23 protein-coding genes are annotated in these 24,562 nt (G+C 66.8%); 9 read left to right on the forward strand and 14 right to left on the reverse strand.

The window, feature by feature from the left end; genetic code table 11:
• Positions 1 to 4: 4 nt before the first annotated feature.
• From sufB to ACGRVM_RS03525, 3 genes are read right to left on the reverse strand one after another with little or no spacing between them, the layout of a single operon-like run.
• Positions 5 to 1,555, reverse strand: coding sequence for a Fe-S cluster assembly protein SufB (gene sufB, locus ACGRVM_RS03515; RefSeq protein ID WP_377168652.1), 1,551 nt, complete (start codon positions 1,553 to 1,555; stop codon positions 5 to 7).
• Between the two features lie 18 nt (positions 1,556 to 1,573).
• Positions 1,574 to 2,626, reverse strand: a complete 1,053-nt coding sequence (locus tag ACGRVM_RS03520; protein ID WP_377168650.1) for a cysteine desulfurase family protein — start codon at positions 2,624 to 2,626, stop codon at positions 1,574 to 1,576.
• Between the two features lie 49 nt (positions 2,627 to 2,675).
• Complete coding sequence (locus ACGRVM_RS03525) at positions 2,676 to 3,137, reverse strand: Fe-S cluster assembly transcriptional regulator IscR (RefSeq protein ID WP_377168648.1); 462 nt, start codon at positions 3,135 to 3,137, stop codon at positions 2,676 to 2,678.
• A 195-nt stretch (positions 3,138 to 3,332) separates the two neighbouring features.
• Here ACGRVM_RS03525 and ACGRVM_RS03530 point away from each other — a divergent pair, with 195 nt between their 5' ends.
• The 3 genes from ACGRVM_RS03530 to ACGRVM_RS03540 are packed head-to-tail and all read left to right on the forward strand — an operon-like array spanning position 3,333 to position 4,725.
• Positions 3,333 to 3,986 (forward strand): alpha/beta hydrolase, encoded by a 654-nt coding sequence (locus ACGRVM_RS03530; RefSeq protein WP_377168646.1) that lies wholly within the window; start codon positions 3,333 to 3,335, stop codon positions 3,984 to 3,986.
• Positions 3,987 to 3,989: 3 nt separating this feature from the next.
• Positions 3,990 to 4,232 (forward strand): hypothetical protein, encoded by a 243-nt coding sequence (locus ACGRVM_RS03535; protein WP_377168644.1) that lies wholly within the window; start codon positions 3,990 to 3,992, stop codon positions 4,230 to 4,232.
• Entirely contained in the window at positions 4,216 to 4,725 is a 510-nt protein-coding gene (locus ACGRVM_RS03540) for a GNAT family N-acetyltransferase (RefSeq protein ID WP_377168642.1), read from the forward strand. The genes ACGRVM_RS03535 and ACGRVM_RS03540 overlap by 17 nt, the downstream gene beginning before the upstream one ends.
• A gap of 35 nt (positions 4,726 to 4,760) precedes the next feature.
• Here the strand turns inward: ACGRVM_RS03540 and nhaC are convergent, their stop codons facing one another.
• From nhaC to ACGRVM_RS03555, 3 genes are all read right to left on the reverse strand, one after another.
• Positions 4,761 to 6,290: a Na+/H+ antiporter NhaC gene (gene nhaC / locus ACGRVM_RS03545; protein ID WP_377168641.1), complete on the reverse strand. Its 1,530-nt coding sequence runs from the start codon at positions 6,288 to 6,290 to the stop codon at positions 4,761 to 4,763.
• A gap of 156 nt (positions 6,291 to 6,446) precedes the next feature.
• Positions 6,447 to 9,980 carry a transcription-repair coupling factor gene (mfd, locus tag ACGRVM_RS03550; RefSeq protein WP_377168638.1) on the reverse strand — a complete coding sequence of 1,178 codons (3,534 nt, stop codon included), beginning with the start codon at positions 9,978 to 9,980 and terminating at the stop codon, positions 6,447 to 6,449.
• Positions 9,981 to 10,087: 107 nt separating this feature from the next.
• The gene (locus ACGRVM_RS03555; protein ID WP_377168636.1) at positions 10,088 to 10,615 is read right to left on the reverse strand and encodes a component of SufBCD complex; all 528 of its coding nucleotides are present in this window, start codon (positions 10,613 to 10,615) and stop codon (positions 10,088 to 10,090) included.
• 183 nt (positions 10,616 to 10,798) lie between these two features.
• Here ACGRVM_RS03555 and hemB point away from each other — a divergent pair, with 183 nt between their 5' ends.
• Positions 10,799 to 11,794: a porphobilinogen synthase gene (hemB, locus tag ACGRVM_RS03560; protein WP_377168634.1), complete on the forward strand. Its 996-nt coding sequence runs from the start codon at positions 10,799 to 10,801 to the stop codon at positions 11,792 to 11,794.
• Between the two features lie 134 nt (positions 11,795 to 11,928).
• Entirely contained in the window at positions 11,929 to 12,492 is a 564-nt protein-coding gene (locus ACGRVM_RS03565; RefSeq protein ID WP_377168632.1) for a lipid-binding SYLF domain-containing protein, read from the forward strand.
• A 39-nt stretch (positions 12,493 to 12,531) separates the two neighbouring features.
• On the opposite strand, the gene ACGRVM_RS03570 is transcribed toward ACGRVM_RS03565, so the two are convergent.
• Positions 12,532 to 12,837, reverse strand: coding sequence for an usg protein (locus tag ACGRVM_RS03570; protein WP_377168630.1), 306 nt, complete (start codon positions 12,835 to 12,837; stop codon positions 12,532 to 12,534).
• 221 nt (positions 12,838 to 13,058) lie between these two features.
• On the opposite strand from ACGRVM_RS03570, the gene gyrA reads away from it, so the two are divergent.
• On the forward strand, positions 13,059 to 15,821 hold the full coding sequence (gene gyrA, locus ACGRVM_RS03575; protein ID WP_377168628.1) for a DNA gyrase subunit A: 2,763 nt from the start codon (positions 13,059 to 13,061) through the stop codon (positions 15,819 to 15,821).
• Positions 15,822 to 15,823: 2 nt separating this feature from the next.
• Positions 15,824 to 16,420 carry a hypothetical protein gene (locus tag ACGRVM_RS03580; protein WP_377168626.1) on the forward strand — a complete coding sequence of 199 codons (597 nt, stop codon included), beginning with the start codon at positions 15,824 to 15,826 and terminating at the stop codon, positions 16,418 to 16,420.
• Between the two features lie 16 nt (positions 16,421 to 16,436).
• Here ACGRVM_RS03580 and ACGRVM_RS03585 read toward each other — a convergent pair whose 3' ends face one another.
• From ACGRVM_RS03585 to ACGRVM_RS03595, 3 genes are read right to left on the reverse strand one after another with little or no spacing between them, the layout of a single operon-like run.
• The gene (locus tag ACGRVM_RS03585; RefSeq protein ID WP_377168624.1) at positions 16,437 to 17,912 is read right to left on the reverse strand and encodes a carboxypeptidase M32; all 1,476 of its coding nucleotides are present in this window, start codon (positions 17,910 to 17,912) and stop codon (positions 16,437 to 16,439) included.
• Between the two features lies 1 nt (position 17,913).
• Positions 17,914 to 19,068: a heme A synthase gene (gene ctaA / locus ACGRVM_RS03590; protein ID WP_377168622.1), complete on the reverse strand. Its 1,155-nt coding sequence runs from the start codon at positions 19,066 to 19,068 to the stop codon at positions 17,914 to 17,916.
• A 60-nt stretch (positions 19,069 to 19,128) separates the two neighbouring features.
• Positions 19,129 to 19,884, reverse strand: coding sequence for an RNA methyltransferase (locus tag ACGRVM_RS03595; RefSeq protein ID WP_377168620.1), 756 nt, complete (start codon positions 19,882 to 19,884; stop codon positions 19,129 to 19,131).
• A 199-nt stretch (positions 19,885 to 20,083) separates the two neighbouring features.
• Here ACGRVM_RS03595 and ACGRVM_RS03600 point away from each other — a divergent pair, with 199 nt between their 5' ends.
• The gene (locus ACGRVM_RS03600; RefSeq protein ID WP_377168618.1) at positions 20,084 to 20,704 is read left to right on the forward strand and encodes a thiamine phosphate synthase; all 621 of its coding nucleotides are present in this window, start codon (positions 20,084 to 20,086) and stop codon (positions 20,702 to 20,704) included.
• Here the strand turns inward: ACGRVM_RS03600 and ACGRVM_RS03605 are convergent.
• From ACGRVM_RS03605 to ACGRVM_RS03615, 3 genes are all read right to left on the reverse strand, one after another.
• Positions 20,701 to 21,522, reverse strand: a complete 822-nt coding sequence (locus ACGRVM_RS03605) for a lysophospholipid acyltransferase family protein (RefSeq protein ID WP_377168617.1) — start codon at positions 21,520 to 21,522, stop codon at positions 20,701 to 20,703. The two genes, ACGRVM_RS03600 and ACGRVM_RS03605, sit on opposite strands and share 4 nt — an antisense overlap.
• Positions 21,519 to 22,331, reverse strand: a complete 813-nt coding sequence (locus tag ACGRVM_RS03610) for a GNAT family N-acetyltransferase (protein WP_377168615.1) — start codon at positions 22,329 to 22,331, stop codon at positions 21,519 to 21,521. Before ACGRVM_RS03610 ends, ACGRVM_RS03605 begins: the two co-directional genes overlap by 4 nt.
• Before the next feature lie 137 nt (positions 22,332 to 22,468).
• The gene (locus ACGRVM_RS03615) at positions 22,469 to 22,654 is read right to left on the reverse strand and encodes a DUF3553 domain-containing protein (RefSeq protein ID WP_377168613.1); all 186 of its coding nucleotides are present in this window, start codon (positions 22,652 to 22,654) and stop codon (positions 22,469 to 22,471) included.
• Positions 22,655 to 22,680: 26 nt separating this feature from the next.
• On the opposite strand from ACGRVM_RS03615, the gene ACGRVM_RS03620 reads away from it, so the two are divergent.
• Positions 22,681 to 23,283 (forward strand): histidine phosphotransferase family protein, encoded by a 603-nt coding sequence (locus ACGRVM_RS03620; RefSeq protein WP_377168611.1) that lies wholly within the window; start codon positions 22,681 to 22,683, stop codon positions 23,281 to 23,283.
• Here the strand turns inward: ACGRVM_RS03620 and ACGRVM_RS03625 are convergent.
• Complete coding sequence (locus tag ACGRVM_RS03625) at positions 23,280 to 24,545, reverse strand: glutamate-5-semialdehyde dehydrogenase (RefSeq protein ID WP_377168609.1); 1,266 nt, start codon at positions 24,543 to 24,545, stop codon at positions 23,280 to 23,282. The two genes, ACGRVM_RS03620 and ACGRVM_RS03625, sit on opposite strands and share 4 nt — an antisense overlap.
• Positions 24,546 to 24,562: the final 17 nt, after the last annotated feature.

Below are 24,562 nucleotides of genomic sequence, written 5' to 3' on the forward strand. Positions count from 1 at the left end.
TGGATTACCCGACCGAGCCTTCGAGCGAGATCGCCACCAGTTGCTGCGCTTCCATGGCGAACTCCATCGGCAGCGCCTGCAGCACGTCGCGGCAGAAGCCGTTGACCACGAGGGCCACCGCCTCCTCCTCGTCCATGCCGCGCTGGCGGCAATAGAACATCTGATCGTCATCGACCTTCGACGTCGTCGCCTCGTGCTCGACGCGGGACGAGTTGTTCTTGACCTCGATGTAAGGCACGGTATGCGCCCCGCACTTGTCGCCGATGAGCAGGCTGTCGCACTGGGTATAGTTGCGCGATTCCTTGGCCTTGGGATGCATGCTCACCAGACCCCGATAGGTGTTCTGTGCGCGGCCCGCGCTGATCCCCTTCGAGACAATGCGCGACTTCGTGCGCTTGCCCAGATGGATCATCTTGGTGCCGGTATCGGCCTGCTGCATGTTGTTGGCGATGGCGATCGAATAGAATTCACCCTGGCTGTCGTCGCCGCGCAGGATGCAGCTGGGATATTTCCAGGTCACGGCCGAGCCGGTCTCGACCTGCGTCCACATCACCTTGGCCCGGTCGCCCCGGCAATCGGCGCGCTTGGTGACGAAGTTGTAGATGCCGCCCTTGCCGTTCTCGTCGCCAGGATACCAGTTCTGGACCGTCGAGTATTTCACCTCGGCGTCTTCCTCGACGATGATCTCGACCACCGCCGCGTGAAGCTGGCTCTCGTCCCGCTGGGGCGCGGTGCAGCCCTCGAGATAGCTCACATAGCTGCCCTTGTCGGCGATGATGAGCGTGCGCTCGAACTGGCCGGTATTCTCGGCATTGATGCGGAAATAGGTGCTCAGCTCCATCGGGCAGCGCACGCCGGGCGGCACATAGACGAAGGAGCCGTCCGAGAAGACCGCCGAATTGAGCGTCGCATAGAAGTTGTCGTTCACCGGCACGACGCTGCCGAGGTATTTCTTGACCAGCTCGGGATGCTCGCGGATCGCCTCGGAGATCGAGCAGAAGATGACCCCCGCCTCGCGCAGCTCCTTCTGGAAGGTCGTGCCGACCGAGACCGAGTCGAAGACCGCATCGACCGCCACCTTGCGCGCCTCGGCGGGCATCTCGCCCGCGCCTTCGACACCGGCGAGGATTTCCTGCTCTTTCAGCGGGATACCCAGCTTGGAATACGTGGCAAGCAGCTTGGGATCGACCTCGTCGAGCGATTTCGGCTTCACCATCATCGACTTGGGGCGCGCATAATAATACTGCGCCTGAAAGTCGATCTCGGGATAATCGACCATCGCCCAGTTCGGCTCTTTCTTGGTGAGCCACGTCTCATAGGCGCCGAGGCGCCATTCGGTCATCCATTCCGGCTCTTCGTTCTTCTCGGAGATGAGGCGCACGATATCGGGCGTGAGGCCCTTCGGCGCGTATTCCATCTCGATATCGGTCGACCAGCCGTGCTTGTAGGCGCCGCCCACTTCGCGCACGCGGTCCACGGTCTCCTGATCGACCCCTTCCTTGGCCACGTCCTTGCGCGCCATCGTGTCGGTCGCTGCATCGTCGAGTGCGGTCATGTCGTCTCTCTCCCCGTGTCACTGCGCGCCGGATCGGGCGCGATGTCTGTCCAGATGCTTCAGCCAGGTCTCGGCGAAGCGCGTGATATCGTCTTCCGTCACATCGAGCCCCAGAGAGACCCGGATGGCCGAGGCGGCGTCGGCCTCGCCATAGCCCATCGCGCGGAGCACCGCGCTGGCGCGCACCTTGCCGCTCGAGCAAGCCGAGCCGGCCGATACCGCGAAGCCCGCAAGATCCATCGCCATCACCTGCGTCTCGCCCTTCCAGCCGGGCGTGAGCATGCAGGAGGTGTTCGGAAGCCGCTGCGAAGCTTTCCCGACAAAAATAGTCTCATTATCAGCGGCTGCAATGGTCTTTTCTAGAATGTTTCTAAGTTTCTCGACTTCGGCCCAGCGTCCCTCGGCCAGATCGCGCGCGGCGGCCTCTGCGGCGGCGCCGAAACCGGCGATGCCCACGATGTTCTCCGTGCCCGAACGGCGGCCCATTTCCTGCCCGCCGCCCTTGATCTGCGCGGGCACATCGGTGCCGCGCCGCACGACCAGCGCGCCGATGCCCTTCGGCCCGCCCAGCTTGTGCGCCGAGACAAGCGCCATCTGCGCGCCGCTCCAGTTGAAAGCGAAGGGCAGCTTGCCGAACGCCTGCGTCATGTCGCTCACGGCCAGCCCCTCGGGCAGGTTCTGCACCACGCCGGTCTCGGAATTGGCGAGTTGCAGCGCCGCGTGCTCCGGCGCGGGCACCGACACCGCGCCGTCGGGCGAGACGCCGAGCGCGCCGTCCGTCCAGGCCGCGACGGCCTCATGCTCGATCGGCGCCCCGCTCAGCGAGCGGCCCGCGCAGGCGAGCGCCGCCGCTTCTGTCGCGCCCGATGTGAAGATGATGTCGGCCCCCTCCGCCCCGAGCGCGGCGGCGACCTGCGCGCGTGCGCGCTCGATCAGCGCCTTGGCGGCGCGGCCCTCGGCATGCACGCTCGACGGATTGCCGACCACGTCCATCGCCGCGACCATCGCGTCGCGCGCCTCGGGGCGCAGCGGCGCGGTCGCGTTGTGATCGAGATAGACCCGGCCCTTCATATGGCCCTCACTTCATCCACGAGAAAAGACGTGCGCCACAGGCAGGCCATCAATCCTCGTCCACGACATTGAAAAGCGAGGGCACGGCGGGACATGGCGCGAGCGAGTTGTTGACCACATCGCTCAGCCGGGTCTGGTGCAGATAGACATAGACCTGCGCGCTCAGCCCTTCCCAGAGGCGGTTCGTCATGGATTGCGCACGGCTGCCCGATGCGCCGCCCGAGGCGCCCGCGCCCTTGTGCATCGCGTCCACCGTCTCGTCCACGGCGGCGAGGATCTCGGAGACGCGGATCTCGGAGGTGGGGCGCGACAGGCGATAACCGCCCCCCGGCCCGCGCACCGAGGTCACCAGATCCGCGCGCCGCAGCTTGACGAAAAGCTGCTCGAGATAGGGCAGCGAAATGCTCTGGCGGCGCGACACCTCGCCCAGCGTGACGAGCGTGCCTTCGGGCTGCAAGGCGATATCCGAAAGCGCGACCATCGCATAGCGTCCCTTGGTGCTGAGTTTCATGGACGTCCCCTCCCCCGGCGGGCCTCTCGAATGGATTGACCTCGGGCGCGGGCGCGCTTATCACGCTCCAAGCCCGATGGTCCGGCCCGCCGCGTCGCCGCGCGGGACCGTCAATTTAGAATTGTTCTAAGGCGCGCGATCCCCCCCGTCAACGGGGTTTGCCGCGCCCAAGGTTCTCATAGCAAGGAACGCTGCATGCCCGAGGTTATCTTTCCCGGCCCCGAAGGCCGGCTTGAAGGCCGCTATCACCCGCAGAAGGAAAAGGACGCTCCCATCGCCATCGTGCTGCATCCGCATCCGCAATTCGGCGGCACGATGAACAACAAGGTGGTCTACAACCTCCATTACGCGTTTCACCGCATGGGCTTTACCGTGTTGCGCTTCAACTTCCGCGGCGTGGGCCGCAGCCAGGGCGAATACGATCAGGGCGTGGGCGAACTCTCGGATGCGGCCTCGGCGCTCGACTATCTGCAGAGCATGAACGCCAATTCCAAGCATTGCTGGGTCGCGGGCTTCTCCTTCGGGGCATGGATCGGCATGCAGCTTCTGATGCGCCGCCCCGAGATCACCGGCTTCATCAGCGTCTCGCCCCCGGCGAACATGTACGACTTCTCGTTCCTTGCGCCCTGCCCCTCCTCGGGCCTCATCATCAACGGCGCCGCGGACCGCGTCGCGCCGCCGGCCGACACGACCGCGCTCGTCAACAAGCTGCACGATCAGCACGGCATCACCATCCAGCACGAGGAAGTCCCGGGCGCCGGCCATTTCTTCGAGGATCCGCACATGGAGCCGATGATCGAAACGGTCACCTCCTACGTCAAGCGCCGCCTGACCGAAGGGACGCGCTAGGTCATGGGCGTCGCTGAGGATCTGGCCGACCAACTGGCCATCGACGCGCTCAAGGCCGAGGAGATCACCGGCGACGACCGCATCGTCGATGATCTGGCCGCGATGATGGGCGCGACATCCCAGACCGCGGAAGAAGCGTTCCTGACCGCCGTGCGGGTGCGCCGCGCCAACACCAAGGCCCGCAAGATGCTGGCCGACCGGGTGCGCGCCTTCAAGGAAGCGCAGGGCGATGGCGCCAAGGGCTGAGGGCGACAGGATCACGCTGCGCGAGGCGACGGGCGCGGATGCGGCGGCCATCGTCGCGATGAACGCCGCCGTGGTGGACGTGACCAGCGAGATGGACGTAAGCCGCCTCGCCCATCTTCTCGAGATATGCACCCACGCCATCGTCGCCGAGAAGGCCGGCGACGCCATCGGCTTCGTTCTGGCGATGGAGCAAGGCGCGCCCTACGAGAACGCGAATTTCGCATGGTTCTCCGAGCGGCTGAACAATTTCGTCTATATCGACCGGATCGTGATCGCGCCGGAGGGCCGGGGCGCGGGTCTGGGGCGCGCGCTCTATGCGCATGTCGAAACCCTCGCGCGCCGCAACGGCCGTCTCGTCATGGCGGCCGAGATGGATATCGATCCGCCCAATACGCCATCCATGAAGTTCCACGAGGCGGCGGGTTTCGTCGAGCTGGGCCAGCGCCGCTACGACAGCGGCAAGGTCGTTTCGATGCAGATCAAGGGCTTCTAGCCCCGCGCCAAGACGGCGCGGGAAAGAAGTTTCCTCTATCGCGCCGCGGCGCTTTCTTCGTCGGCCAGCGGATCGTCATAACCATATGCGCTCAGATCCGCGATCGAGCGGTCGTTCTCGCGCCAATCCTTCTTCTCGGCGGCATCCGCCATCGGCGAGAAGAACCCGGTCCAGGCGTAGAAGATCCCGATCACCGGCGTCATCCAGCAGGCGAAGGCCAGCGGGATATAGAGCAGGTTCTCGAAATTTCCGTCGATCACGCCGAGGCCGAGCGCCGAGATGACGAAGGCGCCGCCCGCGTTCCACGGGATCAGCGGCGACATGAGCGTGCCGCCCTCTTCGGTCGCGCGGCTGAGGTTCAGCGTCGAGCGGCCCATGCCGCGATAGACGGGCGCATACATCCGCCCGGGCAGCGCGATCGAGAGGTAAGGATCGCCCGCGACGAGGTTCGTCGCCGTGGAGGTCGCGATGGCCGCCGTCTGCACGCCCGCGAAGGAATGCACCTTCGACAGGATCGCCGCGATGATCGCCTGAAGGCAGCCCGTCCGCTCGAGCGCGCCGCCGAAGCCGAGCGCGATCAGGATGAGCGAGATGGTCCACATCATCGACTGGATGCCGCCGCGATTTAGAAGGCTGTCGATCTCGGCGATCCCGGTGTCGATGGAATAGCCGCTATTGGCATAGCCGAACGTGTCATGAAGCGACGCGCCCTGCGCGATCATCGCCGTGATCGCGCCCGCGACGACCCCGGCGAAAAGCGAGGGGATCGGCGGTTTCTTCATCACGGCGAGCGCCAGCACCAGAAGCGCAGGCACCAGAAGCCAGGGCGAGATGGCGAAATACTCGTTGAGCGCATTGGTGATGCTCTCGATCCGCTCGAACGAGGCCGTGCCTTCGCCGATCAGCGCGTAGCCCGCCCAGATATAGACGCCGAGCGCGATCAGCATCGCGGGCACGGTCGTGGGCATCATGTTGCGGATATGATCGAAGAGGTTCACGCCGGTCACCGCCGGCGCGAGGTTCGTCGTGTCCGACAGGGGCGATATCTTGTCGCCGAAGAACGCGCCCGAGACGACGGCGCCCGCCGTCCAGTACATCGGGATATCGAAGCCCGCGCCGATCCCCATGAGGGCGAGGCCGACGGTGCCGACCGTGCCCCAGCTCGTGCCGAGAGAGACCGAGACGACCGCGCACATGATCATGGACGCGGCGAGGAAGATCTGCGGCGAGAGGATCAGCAGCCCGTAATAGATGAGCGTCGGCACCGTGCCCGACGCGATCCACACACCGATGATCATGCCCACGACGATCAGCACCGAAACCGAAGGCAGCGAGACGTTGATGACGCGAAAGACGCCATCCTCCATGTTGCCCCAGTCATGGCCAAGATAAAGGCCGACAAGCGCCGTGATCGCGAGGCCGATGGCGAGCGGGATATGCGGCGTGAAATCGCCGAAATAGAACAGCTGGACGCCCAGCACGGCGAGGGTCAGCACCACGGGCACGAGCGCGAGGCCGAGGGACGGCTTCTTCGGCTCGATGTCGTCGGACGAGTCGGATGGCATGGGGCGGTCTCCTTTTCGGGTGGTCCCTTCACTGCGCCCGGCATTCGCCTCTCATGACGCAGCGGCCGGCCCTCTCAACCTCCAGTGGAACACGGCGCGCGGCGCGGCGATAGGAAAAACTTTCGTTCAGGCGAAAGGCGCCACCCCGGCAAGGGCTCAACCCGTCTTGCCCGCCCCCTTCGCGCCGCCCTTTTCCGCCTCTTTCGCGGATTTGGCAGCCTTGTCGGCGCGGGCCTTGTCGGCCACCTTCTGCGCCAGATCGCGGGCGATCGAGAAAGCGCCCTTGATCTTGTCGCTCTCCTTGGCCCAGTCGCGCCGCACCACGATCTTGTTGTCCTTGATCTTGGCGAGGCCGCGCTGTTCCTTGATGAATTCGACCAGCCCCTCGGGCGATGCGAACTTGTCCTGATGAAACTGGATCGTCGCGCCCTTGGGGCCGCCGTCCAGCTTGGCGATGCCGGCCTTGCGGCACATTCCCTTGATGCGCACCACGAGGATGAGCGTGTTCACCTCCTTGGGCAGCGGGCCGAACCGGTCGATGAGCTCGGCGGCGAACCCCTCCAGCTCGACCTTCGTGTCGAGGCTGCTGAGGCGGCGATAGAGACCGAGCCGCACGTCGAGATCGGGGACATAATCCTCGGGGATGAGAACCGGCACGCCCAGATTGATCTGCGGCGCCCATTGGCCATCCGTGTCGTAAAGCCCGTCGGTCTCGCCCGCCTTGATCTTGGCGACCGCCTCTTCCAGCATCGACTGGTAGAGCTCGTAGCCCACATCGCGCATCTGGCCTGACTGCTCCTCGCCCAGAAGATTGCCCGCGCCGCGAATGTCGAGATCCTGGCTGGCCAGCGTGAAGCCCGCGCCCAGCGTGTCGAGACTGCCCAGAACGCGCAGGCGCTTTTCGGCGGCGGCGGTGAGCGGCACGCGCGGCTTGGTCGTGAGATACGCATAGGCGCGCGTCTTGGAGCGGCCGACGCGCCCCCGGATCTGGTAGAGCTGGCTCAGGCCGAACATATCGGCGCGGTGGATGATCATCGTGTTGGCGGTCGGGATATCGAGGCCCGACTCGACGATGGTCGTCGCCAGCAGCACATCATACTTGCCGTCATAAAAAGCGTTCATGCGCGTATCGAGCTCGCCCGCCGCCATCTGGCCATGGGCGATGACATAGCTGACCTCGGGAACCTCGTTGTCGAGGAAGGCCTCGATCTCGGACAGGTCCGAGATGCGCGGAACCACGAAGAAGCTCTGCCCGCCGCGATAATGCTCGCGCAAGAGCGCCTCGCGGATCGTGACGGTGTCGAACTCGCTCACATAGGTGCGGATCGACAGGCGATCGACCGGCGGCGTGCCGATGATGCTCAGATCGCGCACACCCGAAAGCGAGAGTTGCAGCGTGCGGGGAATGGGCGTCGCCGTCAGGGTCAAGACATGCACATCGCTGCGCAGCGCCTTCAGCCGCTCCTTGTGCGCGACGCCGAAACGCTGCTCCTCGTCGATGATGAGAAGGCCGAGGTTCTGGAACTTGACCGACTTCGCCAGAAGCGCGTGCGTGCCGACGACGATGTCGACCTGCCCCTTGCCCAGCCCCTCGCGCGTCGCCGCCGCATCCTTGGCCGAGACGAACCGCGACAGGGGCCGCACGTTGATGGGAAAGCCGCGGAACCGCTCGGCAAAGCTCTGGTAATGCTGACGCGCCAGGAGCGTCGTGGGCGCGATCACGGCCACCTGCATGCCCGACATGGCCGCCGCAAACGCCGCGCGCATCGCCACCTCCGTTTTGCCGAAGCCCACATCGCCGCAGATCAGGCGATCCATCGGCGTGCCCGCCTGAAGATCGGCCATCACGTCCTCGATGGCGCGCAACTGGTCGTCCGTCTCCTCATAGGGGAAGCGGGCCGAGAACTCTTCCCACGCGTGATGCTCGGGCTCCAATACAGGAGCATTGCGCAGCGCGCGCTCGGCGGCGATGCGGATGAGGCGATCCGCCATCTCGCGGATGCGCTCTTTCAGACGCGCCTTCTTGGCCTGCCATGCGCCGCCGCCCAGCTTGTCGAGCAGGCCCTCCTCATGGCCATAGCGGCTCAGCAGCTCGATATTCTCGACCGGCAGATAGAGCTTCGACGCCTCGGCGTACTCCAGGACGAGGCATTCATGCGCGGCGCCCGCCGCCGTGACCACCTCGAGGCCGAGATACCGCCCGATGCCGAAATCGACATGCACCACGAGATCGCCCGGCGTCAGGCTGTTGGCCTCGCTCAGGAAATTCTCGGCCCGACGCTTGCGCTTGGGCGCGCGGATCAGGCGATCGCCCAGAATGTCCTGCTCGGCGATGACGGTGAGGTGGCGCCCGTCCACCGGCCCCTCGAACCCCGCATCGAGCGGCCAGACCGCCAGATGCAGCCCTGACTTGCCGAGGCGCTCGGCCGAGGTGACGGAGACCGGCCCCACAAGGCCTTCATCCTCGAGTAGCCCCTCCATCCGCTCGCGCGCGCCTTCGGAATAGCTCGCGACGAGGACCGGGCCCTTTTCCATCTTCGCGTCAATATGACCCTTCAAGGCACTGAAAAGGCTAACACTCTCCTGCTGGCGCTCGGGCGCGAAATTGCGCCCGATCCGCCCGCCCGCGTCTGTGACGCCCGCGCCCGTCGCCTGCGGGAGCGCACGAAGCTGCACGGCGCGATGCGCGCCGAGCGCCGCATCCCACGCCGCTTCGTCGAGATAGAGAAGGCCCGGCTGCACCGGCTTGTAGACGCTGTCGCCGCGCCCCTTCGCGCTCATGGCGAGGCGGCGCGTCTCGTACTGGTCCTCGATGCCCTCCCAGCGCGCGACGCGCGCGGGGATGATACCGTCATCCATCAGGACAGGCGCACCCGGCATGTAGTCGAAAATCGTCTCGAGCGTGTCGTGAAAGAAGGGCAGCCAATGCTCGGCGCCTTGCGCCTTGCGCCCCGCGCTGATCGCCTCGTAGAGCGGGTCGTCCGTTCCGGCCGAGCCGAATTCGATCCGGTAATTCTGACGAAAGCGCATGATGGCCGCCTCGTCGAGAATGACCTCCGAGGCGGGGGCAAGCTCGATCATGTCGAGCTTTTCGGTCGTTCGCTGGGTCGCCGGATCAAAGCGGCGCGCGCCGTCGAGAACATCACCGAAGAGATCGAGCCGCACCGGCCCGCCATCCGCGCCGCCCGGCGGGTAGATGTCGATGATGCCGCCGCGCACCGCGTAGTCGCCCGGCTCCGTCACCGTTGGGCTTTGCGTGAAGCCCATACGCACCAGAAAGGCGCGCAAAGCGGCCTCGTCGATACGCTGGCCGACCTGCGCGGTGAAGGCTGCGCCCTCCAGAACCTTTCGCGCCGGGATGCGCTGCATGGCCGCGCTGAGCGTCGTGAGCAGAACGAAGCGCCCCGGCATGCCGTGCACCAGCCCCGCCAGCGTCGCCATGCGCGCGGCGGAAATGTCGGGATTGGGCGAGACGCGGTCGAAAGGTAGGCAGTCCCACGCGGGAAACTGCATCACCGGCATGCCCGGCTGGAAAAAGGCCAGCGCGGAGGCCATCGCCGCCATGCGCTTGTCATCGCGGGCGATATGGATCACCGGGCCCGCCGCGCGCTGCACCTCGTCCAGCAGAAGGCGCGCGTCGAATCCCTCGGGCGCGCCCGAGACGGTGATATGGCTGGGCTTTGCGGTCATTGTCTCTCGGTCGGGTCAGACGGTATCAAAGGGCATGCGGCGCGGGCGCTTCTGATGCCCCATGGGGCGCAGATAGTCCAGCCCGGCGCGGTGTCACGCGGCCGCGCTCAGATCCCCAGCGCCGAGGAGGTCATGTTCTGATACATGCCCCACATGGCGGTGACGAAGATCGAGAGCATGCCTATGATCTGCACGAGCAGGCGATGGCGGTTGAAGGCCGAGATCAGGGCGTCGCCGGTCAGGCCGTTCTCTTCGATGCGATGCGCGGTGCGCACCGACAAGAGCCATACCGCCGACATCGGCAGCAGCAGCAGGAACACCGCCTGCGCGAATTCGCGCCCGTAGAACCAGCCCAGCAGCAAGGCGCCGGACAGAAAGAAGCTGAGCAGCGCCGTGATGAGAAGCCCCGTCTCGCGCCCGATATAGAGGATGCGCCGGCTGTTGATCGCGGCAAGCTGGTTCATGTCCGCCAGGGCCTGCGCGTGCCCCTTGCGGGCGCGTGTGACCATGTCCCACGGCACGCCGAGCACGTAATGGCTGGCCGAGGACCAGAGCACAGCGAGCGCGATCCAGAACCAGAGGTTGCTGAAACTGCGCATGTCGATCAATTCGAAAACCGTTGAATACCAGTCCACGCCTGCCCCAATGTCTCGCACCGAAACTCGTCTTAACCCCTATCGCGGGAAACGAAAAGCGCCGGATTGCGGCGCCTCGGCGCATCATAGGCTTCGTGCGCCGGCCAAGCGGGCCTTGAGATGGCGCCGCATCCATGCGACGAAAGCCCGAGCCAAATACCGAGCCAGGATCCGAGCCCTCCCATGCAGCCCATCCAAGCCCCCTTCCCCGCCTCCCGCCCGCGCCGCATGCGCCGCACGCCCGGACTGCGCGCCATGGCGCAGGAGAACACGCTCTCGGTGGGCGATCTGATCTGGCCCGTCTTCGTGCGCGGCGGCGAGAACGTGACCGAGCCGGTCGCCTCCATGCCCGGCGTCAACCGCCTCAGCGTCGACCGCGTGGCCGAGGCGGCACGCGAGGCGGCGGATCTGGGCATCCCCGCGATCTGCCTCTTTCCCTATAGCGGCCCCGAAGCGCGCACCGCCGATTGCGCCGAGGCCTGGAATCCCGACAATCTGAGCAATCGCGCGACCCGCGCGATCAAGGCGGCGGTGCCCGAGATGATGGTGATGGCGGATGTGGCGCTCGATCCCTATTCGGACACGGGCCATGACGGTTTCGTGCGCGGCGGCGTCATCGTCAATGACGAGACCGTCGAGGCGCTCGTGCGCCAGGCCCTCGCGCAGGCCGAGGCGGGCGTCGATATCATCGGGCCGTCGGACATGATGGACGGGCGCATCGGCGCGATCCGCACCGCGCTCGAGGCGGCGGGCCATCAGGACACGATCCTCCTGAGCTATGCCGCCAAATTCGCCAGCGCTTTCTACGGTCCCTTCCGTGACGCGGTGGGGGCGAGCGGCGCGCTCAAGGGCGACAAGCGAAGCTATCAGATCGACCCGGCCAATTCGGACGAGGCGATGCGCATGATCGCGCGCGATCTGGCCGAGGGCGCCGATGCGGTGATGGTCAAGCCGGGCATGCCCTATCTCGACATCTGCCGGCGCGCCAAGGACACCTTCGCCGCGCCGACCTACGCCTATCAGGTCAGCGGCGAATACAGCATGATCGCCTCTGCCGCACAGAACGGCTGGATCGACGGCGAGCGCGCGATGGTCGAAAGCCTCATGGCTTTCAAGCGCGCGGGCTGCGACGGCATCCTGACGTATTTCGCCCCGGCGATGGCCCGCCTGCTGCGCTGACGCATCAAAGCTGCGCGCGGTAATTCGCCCAAGAGGCACCCGGCGCGTGACAATGCGCGGCTCCCCGCCTATAGTTTCGCCAGATCGGCTATCACAAGGCCGGCGGTATTCAGGCAACGAACAGGCATAGAGCGATGAGCATTCTCACAAGACGCGGCTTCACCTTGGGCGCGCTCGGCACGGCCGGGCTCATGACGGCGGCATGCGGCAACGGCATCGGCAGTCGCGGCCCCCAGCAGATCGACGCGCGCGTCGTGGCCACGAAGGACTATCTCTACAACCGCTATCCCGGCACGCGGAACCTCGCCGAGAAATCGACCGGCATGCTCGTCATGCCGCTCATCACCGAGGCGGGGCTGGGGCTCGGCGGCGGTTACGGGCGCGGTGCGCTTCAGATCAATGACCAGACCGTCGATTACTACTCGGCGACCAAGGGCAGCGTCGGCCTCCAGATCGGGGCGCAGCAATTCGCGCATGTGCTGTTCTTTATGACCGAGGCGGCGCTCGCCAATTTCCGCCGCTCCTCGGGATGGGCCGCCGGCGCGGATATCGAATACGTCTTCAAGGACACCGCAGAGAACTTGCGCGCCGAGACGACAACGTCGATCTCCCCCGTCATCGCGGTGGTCTTTGGCCAGGCGGGGCTCATGGCCGGCGCCTCGCTCGAAGGCATGAAATACACGCGCATCATCCCCTGATGCGTGCCGCGCCGGGGGACACCTCCCGGCGCCTCGCCCTCAATGGAGGGTGAATTCGCCCGTCACGTGGCGCCACTCGCCCGGCGAGATCATCTTGCGATGCGTGAAGCGCACCGAATGCAGCGGCCCGTCGATCTCGCGTTGCCAGAATTCGACAAAGCGGAAAAGGCGCGGATGGTCGGGCGCGATATCGTAGTCCTGCCACACGTAGCTGTTCAGCACATGCACGTAATCGGGCATTCCGTAGAAGAATTCAGCGGTGGTCAGCCCGTAGCCTTTCAGCATCATTTCGGTCTCGCTCATCGAAGCCGAAACCGGCTCGTTTCCATGGTCTGTCTTCGGCATTTTCCATGCTCCTTGCTTGCCTGACGATTCATCATGCCCCAAGGAAATTACTTTTCAATAAAAACAAGTTGTTAGCAGGCGCCGTGCATGGCTGCCAAATGGCGTGACCATGCGCCATTGCACCCCATATCCGGGCGGTGATATACCTTTTCGCACAGCATATAGTTAGACGCGACAGAGTGGGCACCGACTTGACCGATACGCCGCAACCCCCCGAAGACATGGAAGAAAACGCGCCCGAGCGCCCGGCCTATGACGGCCCGCGCGTCTCGATCGCGGACGAGATGAAGACGTCCTATCTCGATTATGCCATGTCGGTCATCGTCAGCCGCGCGATCCCCGATCTGCGCGACGGCCTGAAACCCGTGCATCGCCGCATCCTTTACGCGATGTGGGAGGGCGGCAACACGCATGACAAGCCCTATCGCAAATCGGCCCGCGCGGTGGGCGACGTGATGGGCAAGTATCACCCGCACGGCGATAGCGCGATCTATGACGCGCTGGTGCGGATGGCGCAGAATTTCTCGATGTCGCTGCCGCTTCTGGACGGTCAGGGCAATTTCGGCTCGATGGACGGCGATAACGCGGCGGCCATGCGCTACACCGAGGTGCGCATGGACAAGCCGGCGGCCTTCGTGCTGGCCGATATCGACAAGGAAACCGTCGATTTCCAGGACAATTACGACGGCAAGGACCGCGAGCCGACGGTTCTGCCCGCGCGCTTTCCCAACATGCTGGTCAACGGCGCGGGCGGCATCGCCGTCGGCATGGCGACCAATATCCCGCCGCACAACTTAGGCGAGGTGATCGACGCGACGCTGGCGCTGATCGAAAACCCGGACCTCAGCTCCGAAGACCTGATCGAGTATGTCCCCGGCCCCGATTTCCCGACGGGCGGCATCATGCTCGGCCGGTCGGGCGCGCGGAAGGCCTATCTCGAGGGGCGCGGCAGCGTCATCGTGCGGGCCAAGACCCGCGTCGAGGAGATCCGTAAGGACCGCTGGGCGATCATTATCGACGAGATCCCCTATCAGGTGAACAAGGCCACCATGATCGAGCGCATCGCCGAGGCCGCCCGCGAGAAGCGGATCGAGGGCATCGCGCATGTGCAGGACGAGTCGGACCGAAGCGGCGTGCGCGTCGTGGTCGAGCTCAAGCGCGACGCGACGGCCGAGGTCGTGCTGAACCAGCTCTTCCGCTTCACGCCCATGCAGACCTATTTCGGCTGTAACATGCTGGCCCTCAACGGCGGGCGCCCCGAGCAACTCACGCTGCGCCGGTTCCTCACCTCCTTCATCGACTTCCGCGAGGACGTCGTCGCGCGCCGCACCGCCTACGAGCTGCGCAAGGCGCGCGAGCGCAGCCATATCCTTTGCGGTTTGGCCGTCGCCGTCTCGAACGTGGACGAGGTCGTGGCCACGATCCGCGCCTCGGCGGACGCCGCCGACGCGCGCGAGCGGCTGATGACACGCCGCTGGCCGGCGAACGATATCCTCGAATACATCGCACTCATCGACGATCCGACCCACACGGCCAACGAGGACGGGACCTACAACCTCTCCGAGGCGCAGGCGCGCGCCATTCTGGAACTGCGCCTCCAGCGCCTGACGCAACTCGGCGTCAAGGAAGTGACGGACGAGCTTCAGGAACTGGCGGGCAAGATCAAGGAATATCTCGCCATTCTGGCCTCGCGCGAGCGGATCATGCAGATCATCTCGGATGAGTTGTCGGAGGTGCGCAGCCTCTTCGCCGTGCCGCGCCGGACCGAGATCGTCGACTGGTCGGGCGACATGGACGACGAGGACCTGATCGAGCGCGAGGACATGGTCGTGACCGTCACCTCGGGCGGCTATATCAAGCGCACCGCGCTGGCCGATTTCCGCGCCCAGAAGCGGGGCGGCAAGGGCCTCTCGGGCATGGCGACCAAGGACGAGGACGTGGTGACCACGCTCTTCGTGGCCAACACCCACACGCAGCTACTCTTCTTCACGACGGACGGGATGGTCTACAAGCTGAAGACCTGGCGCCTGCCGCAGGGGGGGCGCACCTCCAAGGGCAAGGCCATCGTCAACATCCTGCCCATCCCCACGGGCGTTTCCATCGCCGCGATCATGCCCGTCGACCGGGACGAGAGCGAGTGGGACGATCTGCAAGTCGTCTTCGCCACATCGGCGGGCACGGTGCGTCGCAACAAGCTCAGCGATTTCACCAATGTCCGCTCGAACGGCAAGATCGCCATGCGCTTCGAGGAGGAGAATGCCGGAATCACGCTCATCAATGCGCGGATTGCGTCCAACGATGACGATGTGATGCTGGTCACCAATTCGGGCCGCGCGATCCGCTTCCCGGCGACCGATGTGCGCGTCTTCAACAGCCGCGCGTCGCTCGGCGTGCGGGGCATCCGGCTGACCGGGGGCGATACCGTCGTGTCGATGTCGATCATCCCGCATTTCGACGCCACCGCGGACGAGCGCGCGGCCTATCTCAAGATGCGCCGCCAGATGGCCGGCCTCACCGACGAAGAGATCGAAGCCTCCGAGGATGAGGGCGACGAGAACGCCGCGATTACCCAGGAGCGCTATTCCGAAATGGCCGCCGCCGAGACGCTGATCCTGACCATCACGGCGCAGGGCGCGGGCAAGCTCAGCTCGAGCCACGACTATCCCGTACGCGGGCGCGGCGGCATGGGCGTGACGGCGATGGACAAGGCGATGCGGGGCGGCGCGCTTGTCGCCAGCTTCCCCGTCACGCTCGAGGACCAGATCATGCTTGCGACCTCCAAAGGCCAGTCGATCCGCGTGCCGGTCGATGGCATTTCCTTCCGCTCGCGCAGCGCGGGCGGGGTCAAGGTCTTCGACACCGGCAAGAACGAGGTCGTGGTCAGCGTCGCCTGGATCGCCGAGCGGAACGAGGCCGAGATCGAGGATGCCGTGATCGTCTCCGAAGACGGCCCCGCGACCGGCGGCGCCTCGGACGAGAGCTGAGAATGGGCGCTCCGCGCAACAGGGCGCGGATCGTGGCGGGAAGCGCGACGGCCGTCCTCGTGGTCGTCGCCGCGATCGCCGTCTGGCGCCATCAGACCGGCGCCGGGGGCGACGATCCAGCGACGCGGCAGGCGGTCATGGCCCGCATCGAAGGCGCGCTCGAGGCGGCGGGCACGCATTCCGCGCGCTGCGCCGAGCAGCTTCTGGCCCAGACGAGCGATGCCCCCGCCCGCCCGCTCGACGATCTCGAGACATGTGGCGAGACGGCCCGCCTTCTGGCCGAGGAGGGCTATACCGCGCTTGACGAGGCTGCGGGCATGGACGCGCGCGGCGGCGATGGCGAGGGGGACGGCATCATCGGATCGCCCGCGCGCGCGGCCTATCTAGACGCGTCGGGCGCGCTCTTCAGCGTCTACGAGATTCAGGGCGACGATTTCGACGTGATCTTCGACACGCTCCACCGCGCGCGGCTCGCGCAGACGCCGCTCGCGCAGCTCAACGCCGACGTGTCGCGCAGCCTGTCGAACAGCGCGCCCGACGTGGCGGCCGCCCAAAGCCAGCAGGCGGACGCGCGCGAGACCTACCGCCGGGGCGGCTAGGCACCCTTGGGCGCGCTCAAGCCGGGTAGAGCGCGCCGAATTTCTCTTCGAGATAGCGCATCAGCGGCGCCTCGCTCGGCGCTTCGCCGCAGGCGCGGGTGATCAGATCGCGCGGCGCGTAGAGGCCCCCGTGACGCTGCACGTTCTCGCGCAGCCACGCCATCGCGGCGCTCATGTCGCCCTTCGCAAGTTGCGCATCGAGATCGGGAACCGCGCGGCGCAGCGCCTCGGCGAGGCAACCCGCATAGACATTGCCGAGGCTGTAGGTCGGGAAATAACCGAAGAGCCCGACCGACCAATGCACGTCCTGCAGGCAGCCCTGCGAGGCGCGGGGCACCTCATAGCCGAAGTCGCGCAGGAACCGCGCGTTCCACGCCTCCTCGAGATCCTCGGGCGCGAGATCGCCCGACACCAGCGCGCGCTCTAGATCGAAGCGCATGAGAATATGAAGATTGTACTGCACCTCGTCGGCCTCGGTGCGGATATAGCCGCGATGCAGACTGTTCGCGGCGGCATAGAAGGCATCCGGCCCGTCGATGCCGAAATCCCCGAACGCGTCCCGGAGCTGGCCGTAAAGCCAGCCGGTGAAGGCGCGGCTGCGCCCCAACTGGTTCTCCACGATGCGGCTCTGGCTTTCATGGACGCCCATCGACACACCCGAACCGAGCGGCGTCAGCGCGTAATCGGGATCTATCGACTGCTCGTAGATGGCATGGCCCGCCTCGTGCATGGTCGAATAGATGCAGTTGAAGGGCTCGTCCTCGCTCGTGCGGGTGGTGATGCGCACATCGCTGCCCGACCCGGACGAGAACGGATGCACCGCGACGTCGATCCGCCCGCGCGTCATGTCATAGCCGCAGACTTCCGCGATCCGCCGCGTCAGCTCCATCTGCGCGCCGATGTCGAACCGGCCCGATACCTTGGGCGCGGGCATGCGCCCCAGCGCCGCCTCGCGCAAGGCGATGAGGCCCGGGCGCAGCGCGCCGAACATCGCGTCGAGATCGGCGGCCTTCGCGCCCGGCTCGTAATCGTCGAGCATGGCGTCGTAGATGTCGCCCCCATCAGCGAGCGCCGCACCCTCCTCGCGGCGCAGCGCAACCATTTCTGACAGCACCGGCGCGAAGGCGGCGAAATCATCGGCCTCGCGCGCCTCGGCCCAGCGGCCCTGGCTCAGCGCGGTGAAGGAGGAAATGCGCGTCGCCAGATCGCAGGGCACGCGCTGCGTGCGCTCGTAGCTGCGCCGGATATGGCGCAGCTGCGCAAGCCCGACCTCGCCCGGCTCCTCGGCCTCGGCCGCCTCGAGCCAATCGCCGATGCGCGGATCGGTGCGGCGCGCATGCAGAACCTCGCTGAGCGCGCCCGCCTCTTCCGAGCGCTGCGCCGCCGCGCCGCGCGGCATCACCGTCTCGCGATCCCAGCTCAGACGTCCGGCGATCTGCGCCAGCGCCTCGGTGCGGCGCTGGTAGGCCATCAGATCGTCGAACGCGCTCATCTCATCTTCCTCTTACCGATTGCGCCACCGGATAACCGGCGTGAAACCGCGCCCGAAGGATCAGGACCCAGAGGATGACCGCCAGGAACTGGTGCAGGATCGCCACCTCCCAGGGAGCGGCCAGCACAACCGTCACGATTCCGAGCGCAATCTGCGCGAGCAAGGCGCAGAAGGCCAGCGTGAATGCGCTCCGCGTCGCCATATTCGCGCTGCGCCGCCCACGGATCAGCGCCAGCACCGAAAAGGCCAGTAGCGCATAGCCCGTCATGCGGTGGATGAACTGAACCGTGCCGGGATTTTCAAAGAAATTGCGCCACCACGGCTCGATCACCATCATCTGCTGCGGCCAGAGCCCGCCGCCCATCAGCGGCCATTCGGTATAGCTGCGCCCGGCATCGATCCCGGCGACCAGAGCGCCGATGAGGATCTGCAGGAAGGTGAAATGCATCCAGCCCGTGCCCAGCGAGAAAAGCCGCGCCTCGCGCGCGCGCCGCGCCTGCAGGATCTCGCGTTCGGGGCGCGAGAGCAGAAGGACGTACCACGTGATGAAGCCCAAAATGACGAAGGCCAGTCCCAGATGCGTGGCGAGCCGGTAGGAGGCGACATCGACACGGTCGCCGCCGAGGCCCGAATGGACCATCCACCAGCCGACGGCGCCCTGAAGACCGCCGAGCACGCCCAGAAAGAAAAGGCGCTTGGTCCAGCCAGCCGGGATCTGCCGCGCGACGAGGAAGCCGAAAAAGCCGAACGCCCAGACAAGGCCGATGACCCGGCCGAGCTGCCGATGACCCCATTCCCACCAGTAGATCACCTTGAAATCCTCGAGGCTCATCCAGCTGTTCTGGACCTGGAATTCCGGGATCTGCTTGTAGAGGTCGAACTCCGCCTCCCAATCGGCGGCATTGAGGGGCGGGATCGCTCCGGTCAGCGGACGCCATTCGGTGATCGACAGGCCGCTATCGGTGAGCCGCGTGAGCCCGCCCACGGCGATCATCACCACAACGAGCGCGAAGAGCACCATCAGCCATATGCGGATGCCCCGGCGCGCACCGCGCCGGCCCGCGTCGATCATGCCGCCTTTCGGCTCCGCACGGGGTGCGCCCGCCTCGGGCTTGCCTGTCTCGACATCCTGAAAAATGCTTCGCTTTTCAGCCATTTCCGGCGCTCCTTGCCAAATTCCACGCGTGGCGCAGGGTAGTGCGCGCCCCCTGCCCCTTCAAGCGCCGCCACCGCCGCGATCCTTCCAGCGGACCATCTGCCGCAGGATACCGTGCAGAAGGCGCGTGTCGGCCTGCGTCAGGGGCATCCGGCTCCAGAAATTGCGCAGGGTCTGGCGCATGTTCGCGGCCTTGTGCTCGGGAAAGAAAAAGCCCGCCTCCTCCATGCGCTCCTCGTAATGCACGGCCAGCGCCTCCATCTCGGCCTGGCTCGCCCAACCCGTATTGTGCATGTGAACGCGCCCCTCGGGCACCTCGGCCGCGGCGCGGCGCCATTCATACGCGGTCAAGAGCACGCATTGCGCGAGGTTGAGGCTGGGAAAGTCGGGATTGACCGGCACGGTGATGATCGCGTTGGCGCGCACCACGTCCTCGTTCTCGAGGCCCGCGCGCTCGGGGCCGAAAAGGACGGCCACCTTCTGGCCCTCGGCGATGCGGCGCACCGCGTCCTGCATCGCGCCTTCGGGGCTCAGAACGGGCTTCGTCAGCTCGCGCCCGCGCGCCGTCGTGGCATAGACATAGTGCCGGTCGGCCAACGCCTCGGGCAGATCGGCGGCGAGCTGCGCCTCGTCGAGAAGCCGCCCCGCCCCGCTCGCCATCGCGCGGGCCGCCGGGTTGGGCCAGCCGTCGCGCGGCGCCACGATGCGCATCCGGTCGAGGCCGAAATTCCACATCGCCCGCGCCGCCGCGCCGATATTCTCGCCCATCTGCGGGCGCACCAGCACGAAACTGGGCTGGGGGGTGTCTGTGGGCATAGCGGACCTTTCGCCAAAGCGGGATCTGCGCCGCTGATACCGCCCCGTCTTCGGCTTGGAAAGGGCCAAGCGGAGCGCATCCGGGCTTCATCTTGGTCCAAATACTCCCGCGCGAAGCGCGGCCGCCCTCAGCCACCAGTGGCGCCCCCCGAACGGCTGCGTTATACGGCTCGCCAAGAAGAGACCGAGGAGCGCCCGAATGAGCGACCAAGAGCAGCCGCAGATCTACCTCATCACCCCGCCCGAGTTCGAGCTGAGCCAGTTCGCGCCCCGCCTCGCGGCGGTGCTCGACGCGCATGACATCGCCTGCCTGCGCCTCGCGCTCGCCACCACGAGCGAGGAGCGCATCGCACGCGCCGCCGATGCCATCCGCGAGATCGCCCATGCGCGCGACGTGGCGGTGGTCGTCCAAAGCCATATCGGCCTTGCCGAGCGGCTCGGCCTCGACGGGGTGCACCTCACCGATGGCGCGCGCTCGGTGCGCAAGGCGCGCAAGGCCCTCGGAGCGGATGCGATCGTCGGCGCCTTCTGCGCCCAGTCGCGCCACGAGGGGATGAGCGCGGGCGAGGCCGGCGCCGATTACGTCGCCTTCGGGCCGGTGGGCGCGAGCGGTCTCGGCGACGGCGCGCAGGCCGAGCCGGAGCTCTTCCAATGGTGGTCCGAGATGATCGAGATCCCCGTCGTGGCCGAGGGCGCTTTGGATGCCGCGCAAATCGGCGCGCTGGCGCCCGTCACCGATTTCTTCGGCATCGGCGACGAGATCTGGTCCGGGGACGATCCCGCCGGGGCGCTCGGCGCACTCATCCGCGCGATGGGCTAGCGGCCGGGCATGCCCGAGCGAACGAGGCGCTCGGCCTCCTCGGCGAGCGCCTTGCGGCCCGCATGGTCCGACACTTTCAGCGGCGGATGGTAGCGCAGATGCGCGGCACCGCCGCGCGGCGCCGCCAGCACGGCGGCGAAATGCGGGGCGAATTCCATGTCGCCGAACCAGCCGTAGAAGGCCGCATCCCGGCCGTCGGGCGGGGCGTAGCGGACCGTCACGGGCTGGATGTAGGCCCGCTCGCGCAGGCCCGGCGCGAAGAACGCCTCGAAAAGCGTCGCCTTGAAGCGCAGCACGCGCAGCCCGTCCGTCGAGGTGCCCTCAGGAAAGAAGAGGAGCGGATGACCCGCGTTCAGCCGCGCCTCGAGCGCTTCGGTCTGCGCGCGCGCCTCGCGCGCCTCGCGCCGGATGAAGAGCGTGCCCGCCGCGCGGGCCAGAAACCCGATCACGGGCCAGCCGGCCACCTCGGATTTCGAGATGAAGAAAACCTGCTGCGCCGCGTTCAGCACGAAGATGTCGAGCCAGGACGCATGATTGCCCACCACCGCGCCGGGGCGCTCCATGGGCTGCCCCTCGATGCGCAGGCGGATGCCCATGATGGCGAGGCAGGCCCGAAAGAAGGCCTGCACGATATAGGGCGAGAGCGGGCGCGCAGCGCCGCAGAATACCCGCTCGACACCTCTCAGGCCGAGCTGGAGCGGCAGAAGCACCGCCAGAACGCAGACGAGGAGCGGAAGGCGCAGCCAGAGACGCGCGCGACCTGCCCAGCCGGGTGCGGGCACGGGCGGCGCGCTGCGGGGCCAATCCGGCAGGCTCACCCGCGCGGCCCCGCATAGAGCGCGCGGCGGCTCGCGCAGAGGCGGGCCGTGTCCATCACCAGAAAGACATCCACCGTATTGAACGCATGGTCGATGAAGGCGCCATCGCCGACATGGCCGCCGAGGCGCAGATAGGCCTTGATGAGCGGCGGCATCCGCACCATCGCGGCGCGCCGGTCGATCGCACCTTCGGCGATCAGGTCCATCGGCTCGTGCACGCGCGCGCGGGCGCGCAGCTCGGGCGGCGCGAGATGGCGATGATGAAGGAGCGACAAGGGCTCTGCCAGCGCCGCAGTATCAGTGCCGTGAAAGCTCGCCACGCCGAAGAGCACGTCGATCCCGTGCTCCTCCACATAGCCGGCAAGCCCTTGCCAGAGCTGGAAAAGAGCCTCGCCGCCGCGATAGCGCGCATCGACGCAGGAGCGCCCGAGCTCCGCGAGCCGCCGCCCCGAGGCGCGCAGGGCTCCGAGGTCGTACTCGTCCTCCGAATAGAACTGGCCCGCGCGCGCCGCGCCGCATTCGCGCAGGAGGCGGTAGACACCCACGACCTGGTCGGCCTCCTTACCCGGCAGGGCGCGGTCGATCAGGATCAGATGGTCGCAATGGTCGTCGAAGCGGTCGATCTCGCGCCGCGCGGCATGATCGACGAGCGGCCCGTCGCCGCCAAGCTCCTCGACGAAGACGCGGTAGCGCAGCCGCTGGGCCGCCCTGAGCGTCGCCGCGTCCGAGGCCAGCCGCAATTGGAAATCCGGAGCCTTGCCCCGCTCCGGCCCGGCTCCCGGCGAGAATTTGGACGGAACTTCGGTCATGACCCCTCTTGGCACTTCTGTCGCCGGTTCTAGGGGCAGCGCGGCGCGATGGCAATATCGCCGCCTGCGCGCACACACCTATAGGTTGCAAGGTGCGGGAAACCGATTCATGATCGCGTTTAACGCTTTGGTAACCATCATCTGGGATCAAAGACGGGCAGCAGCGCCACGCGGCTCGTGTCGATCACCACCTTGCCCGCATCGGGGAAATTCACAGTGACCCTCTCGCCCACCACCGATTGCACCTGCCCCACGCCCCAATCGGGCTGGCCCGGCGCCTCGACCCGCATGCCCGGCTCCAGAAATGCCGCTGATCCCGTCATATGCCCGCCCGTGTGAAAGACCCTTCATGTCACAGCCTAACCTCGATCTGAGCGCGCTGATAGGCTCGCGTATCTGCCATGACCTCATCAGCCCGGTCGGCGCCATCGCAAACGGGCTGGAGCTTCTGGGCCTCGCGGGAGTGCCCGACGGGCCGGAGATGTCGCTCGTGGCCGATAGCGCCGCGCATGCCTCGGCCCGGCTGCGCTTCTTCCGCATCGCCTTCGGCCTCTCCTCCGAGGGTCAGGGCCTGCCTTCGGGCGAGCTTGCGGAGGTCTTGTCCGGCCTCTATCGCGGCAAGATCGCCTGCGAATGGGACATCGCGGAGCCGCTGCCGCGCAGGCTCGCGCAGGCGAGCTTCCTCGGCATCCTCTGCGCGGAGCAGGCGATACCGCATGGCGGCACGCTGCGCGTCTCGGGGGGCGCCGGGCGCGTGCGCATCACCGCGACCGGCGCGCGCCTGACCTTACTGCCCGAGCATTGGGCGTGGCTCGGCGCGGCGCAGGATGCTGGCCATCTGGTCCACCTGCCCGCCGCACAGGTGCAATTCGCGCTCCTGCCCGCGCTTCTGGCCGAACTGGGCCGCACGCCCGAGATCGACTGCGGCGACGCGCTGTCGCTCGCCTTCTAGCCGCGCACCGCGCCGTCGCCCTCGACGAGGTATTTGAAGCTGGTCAATTGCGCGACGCTGACCGGCCCGCGCGCATGCAGCTTGCCCGTCGCGATCCCGATCTCGGCGCCCATGCCGAATTCGCCACCATCGGCGAATTGCGTCGAGGCGTTGTGCATCAGGATCGCGCTGTCGACCTGAGAGAAGAAGGTCTGCACCGCCGCCGGATCCTCGCTGACGATGCAATCGGTATGGTGCGAGCCGTATTCCTCGATATGCCCGATGGCGAGACCGAGATCGCCCACCACGCGTGCGGCGATGATGCTGTCGAGAAACTCCCGGCCCCAGTCCTCCTCGGTCGCGGGCACGGTGCCCTCGATCGCGCTCAGCGCCTCGTCGGCGCGCACCTCGACGCCCGCCTCGATCAGCGCGCGCACCAGATCGTTGCCGAGCCCGCCCAGAAGATCGCGGTGGATCAGCAGGCATTCCGCGGCGCCGCAGATGCCGGTGCGGCGGGTCTTGGAATTCATCACGACGCGCATCGCCCGCTCGGGATCGGCGGAGGCATCGACATAGATGTGAACGATCCCCTCGAGATGGGCGAAGACCGGCACCCGCGCCTCGCGCTGGACGAGACCGACGAGATCCTTGCCGCCGCGCGGCACGATCACGTCGATGCTGCCCGTCATGGTCAGCATTTCCTGCACCGCCGCGCGGTCGCGCGTCGGAACGAGCTGGATCGCCTCCTCGGGCAGGCCGGCTTCGCGCAGGCCCTGCTTGAGGCAGGCATGGATGGCGCGGGAGCTGTGATAGCTCTCCGAGCCGCCGCGCAGGATGCAGGCATTGCCGGCCTTGAGGCAGAGCGCGCCCGCATCCGCCGTCACGTTGGGGCGCGATTCGTAGATCACGCCTATGACGCCGATGGGCGTGCGCACGCGGCGGATGTGGATGCCGCTCGGCTGGCTCCATTCGTCCATCACGTCGCCCACGGGATCGGCCAGATCCGCCACGGCGCGCAGCCCGTCCGCGATGCCGCGGATGCGCCCCTCGTCCAGCATCAGCCGATCGAGCATCGCATCGCTCAGCCCTTTCTCGCGGGCGGCGGCCATGTCCTTGCCATTCGCCTCGATGATCGCGGTGCGCCGCGCCCAGACCGCATCGGCGGCGCCGCGCAGCGCCATGTCCTTGCGGTCCGCCTCGGTCACGGCCAGCTCCGTCGCGGCGGCGCGCGCGCAGGCGCCGATGCGGGCCATGAGGTCGGGAATATCTTCGGTCTCGGGCATGCTCGGCTCCTTGGGGC

Source organism: Roseovarius aquimarinus (genome assembly GCF_043661195.1).
GTDB classification, from domain to species: domain Bacteria; phylum Pseudomonadota; class Alphaproteobacteria; order Rhodobacterales; family Rhodobacteraceae; genus Roseovarius; species Roseovarius aquimarinus.

Bases quoted from the DNA above. Each gene is read 5' to 3' on its own strand.
- sufB (WP_377168652.1), bottom strand. From the start codon at position 1,555: ATGACCGCACTCGACGATGCAGCGACCGACACGATGGCGCGCAAGGAC.
- ACGRVM_RS03520 (WP_377168650.1), bottom strand. From the start codon at position 2,626: ATGAAGGGCCGGGTCTATCTCGATCACAACGCGACCGCGCCGCTGCGC.
- ACGRVM_RS03525 (WP_377168648.1), bottom strand. From the start codon at position 3,137: ATGAAACTCAGCACCAAGGGACGCTATGCGATGGTCGCGCTTTCGGAT.
- ACGRVM_RS03530 (WP_377168646.1), top strand. From the start codon at position 3,333: ATGCCCGAGGTTATCTTTCCCGGCCCCGAAGGCCGGCTTGAAGGCCGC.
- ACGRVM_RS03535 (WP_377168644.1), top strand. From the start codon at position 3,990: ATGGGCGTCGCTGAGGATCTGGCCGACCAACTGGCCATCGACGCGCTC.
- ACGRVM_RS03540 (WP_377168642.1), top strand. From the start codon at position 4,216: ATGGCGCCAAGGGCTGAGGGCGACAGGATCACGCTGCGCGAGGCGACG.
- nhaC (WP_377168641.1), bottom strand. From the start codon at position 6,290: ATGCCATCCGACTCGTCCGACGACATCGAGCCGAAGAAGCCGTCCCTC.
- mfd (WP_377168638.1), bottom strand. From the start codon at position 9,980: ATGACCGCAAAGCCCAGCCATATCACCGTCTCGGGCGCGCCCGAGGGA.
- hemB (WP_377168634.1), top strand. From the start codon at position 10,799: ATGCAGCCCATCCAAGCCCCCTTCCCCGCCTCCCGCCCGCGCCGCATG.
- ACGRVM_RS03565 (WP_377168632.1), top strand. From the start codon at position 11,929: ATGAGCATTCTCACAAGACGCGGCTTCACCTTGGGCGCGCTCGGCACG.
- ACGRVM_RS03570 (WP_377168630.1), bottom strand. From the start codon at position 12,837: ATGCCGAAGACAGACCATGGAAACGAGCCGGTTTCGGCTTCGATGAGC.
- gyrA (WP_377168628.1), top strand. From the start codon at position 13,059: ATGGAAGAAAACGCGCCCGAGCGCCCGGCCTATGACGGCCCGCGCGTC.
- ACGRVM_RS03580 (WP_377168626.1), top strand. From the start codon at position 15,824: ATGGGCGCTCCGCGCAACAGGGCGCGGATCGTGGCGGGAAGCGCGACG.
- ACGRVM_RS03585 (WP_377168624.1), bottom strand. From the start codon at position 17,912: ATGAGCGCGTTCGACGATCTGATGGCCTACCAGCGCCGCACCGAGGCG.
- ctaA (WP_377168622.1), bottom strand. From the start codon at position 19,068: ATGGCTGAAAAGCGAAGCATTTTTCAGGATGTCGAGACAGGCAAGCCC.
- ACGRVM_RS03595 (WP_377168620.1), bottom strand. From the start codon at position 19,884: ATGCCCACAGACACCCCCCAGCCCAGTTTCGTGCTGGTGCGCCCGCAG.
- ACGRVM_RS03600 (WP_377168618.1), top strand. From the start codon at position 20,084: ATGAGCGACCAAGAGCAGCCGCAGATCTACCTCATCACCCCGCCCGAG.
- ACGRVM_RS03610 (WP_377168615.1), bottom strand. From the start codon at position 22,331: ATGACCGAAGTTCCGTCCAAATTCTCGCCGGGAGCCGGGCCGGAGCGG.
- ACGRVM_RS03615 (WP_377168613.1), bottom strand. From the start codon at position 22,654: ATGACGGGATCAGCGGCATTTCTGGAGCCGGGCATGCGGGTCGAGGCG.
- ACGRVM_RS03620 (WP_377168611.1), top strand. From the start codon at position 22,681: ATGTCACAGCCTAACCTCGATCTGAGCGCGCTGATAGGCTCGCGTATC.
- ACGRVM_RS03625 (WP_377168609.1), bottom strand. From the start codon at position 24,545: ATGCCCGAGACCGAAGATATTCCCGACCTCATGGCCCGCATCGGCGCC.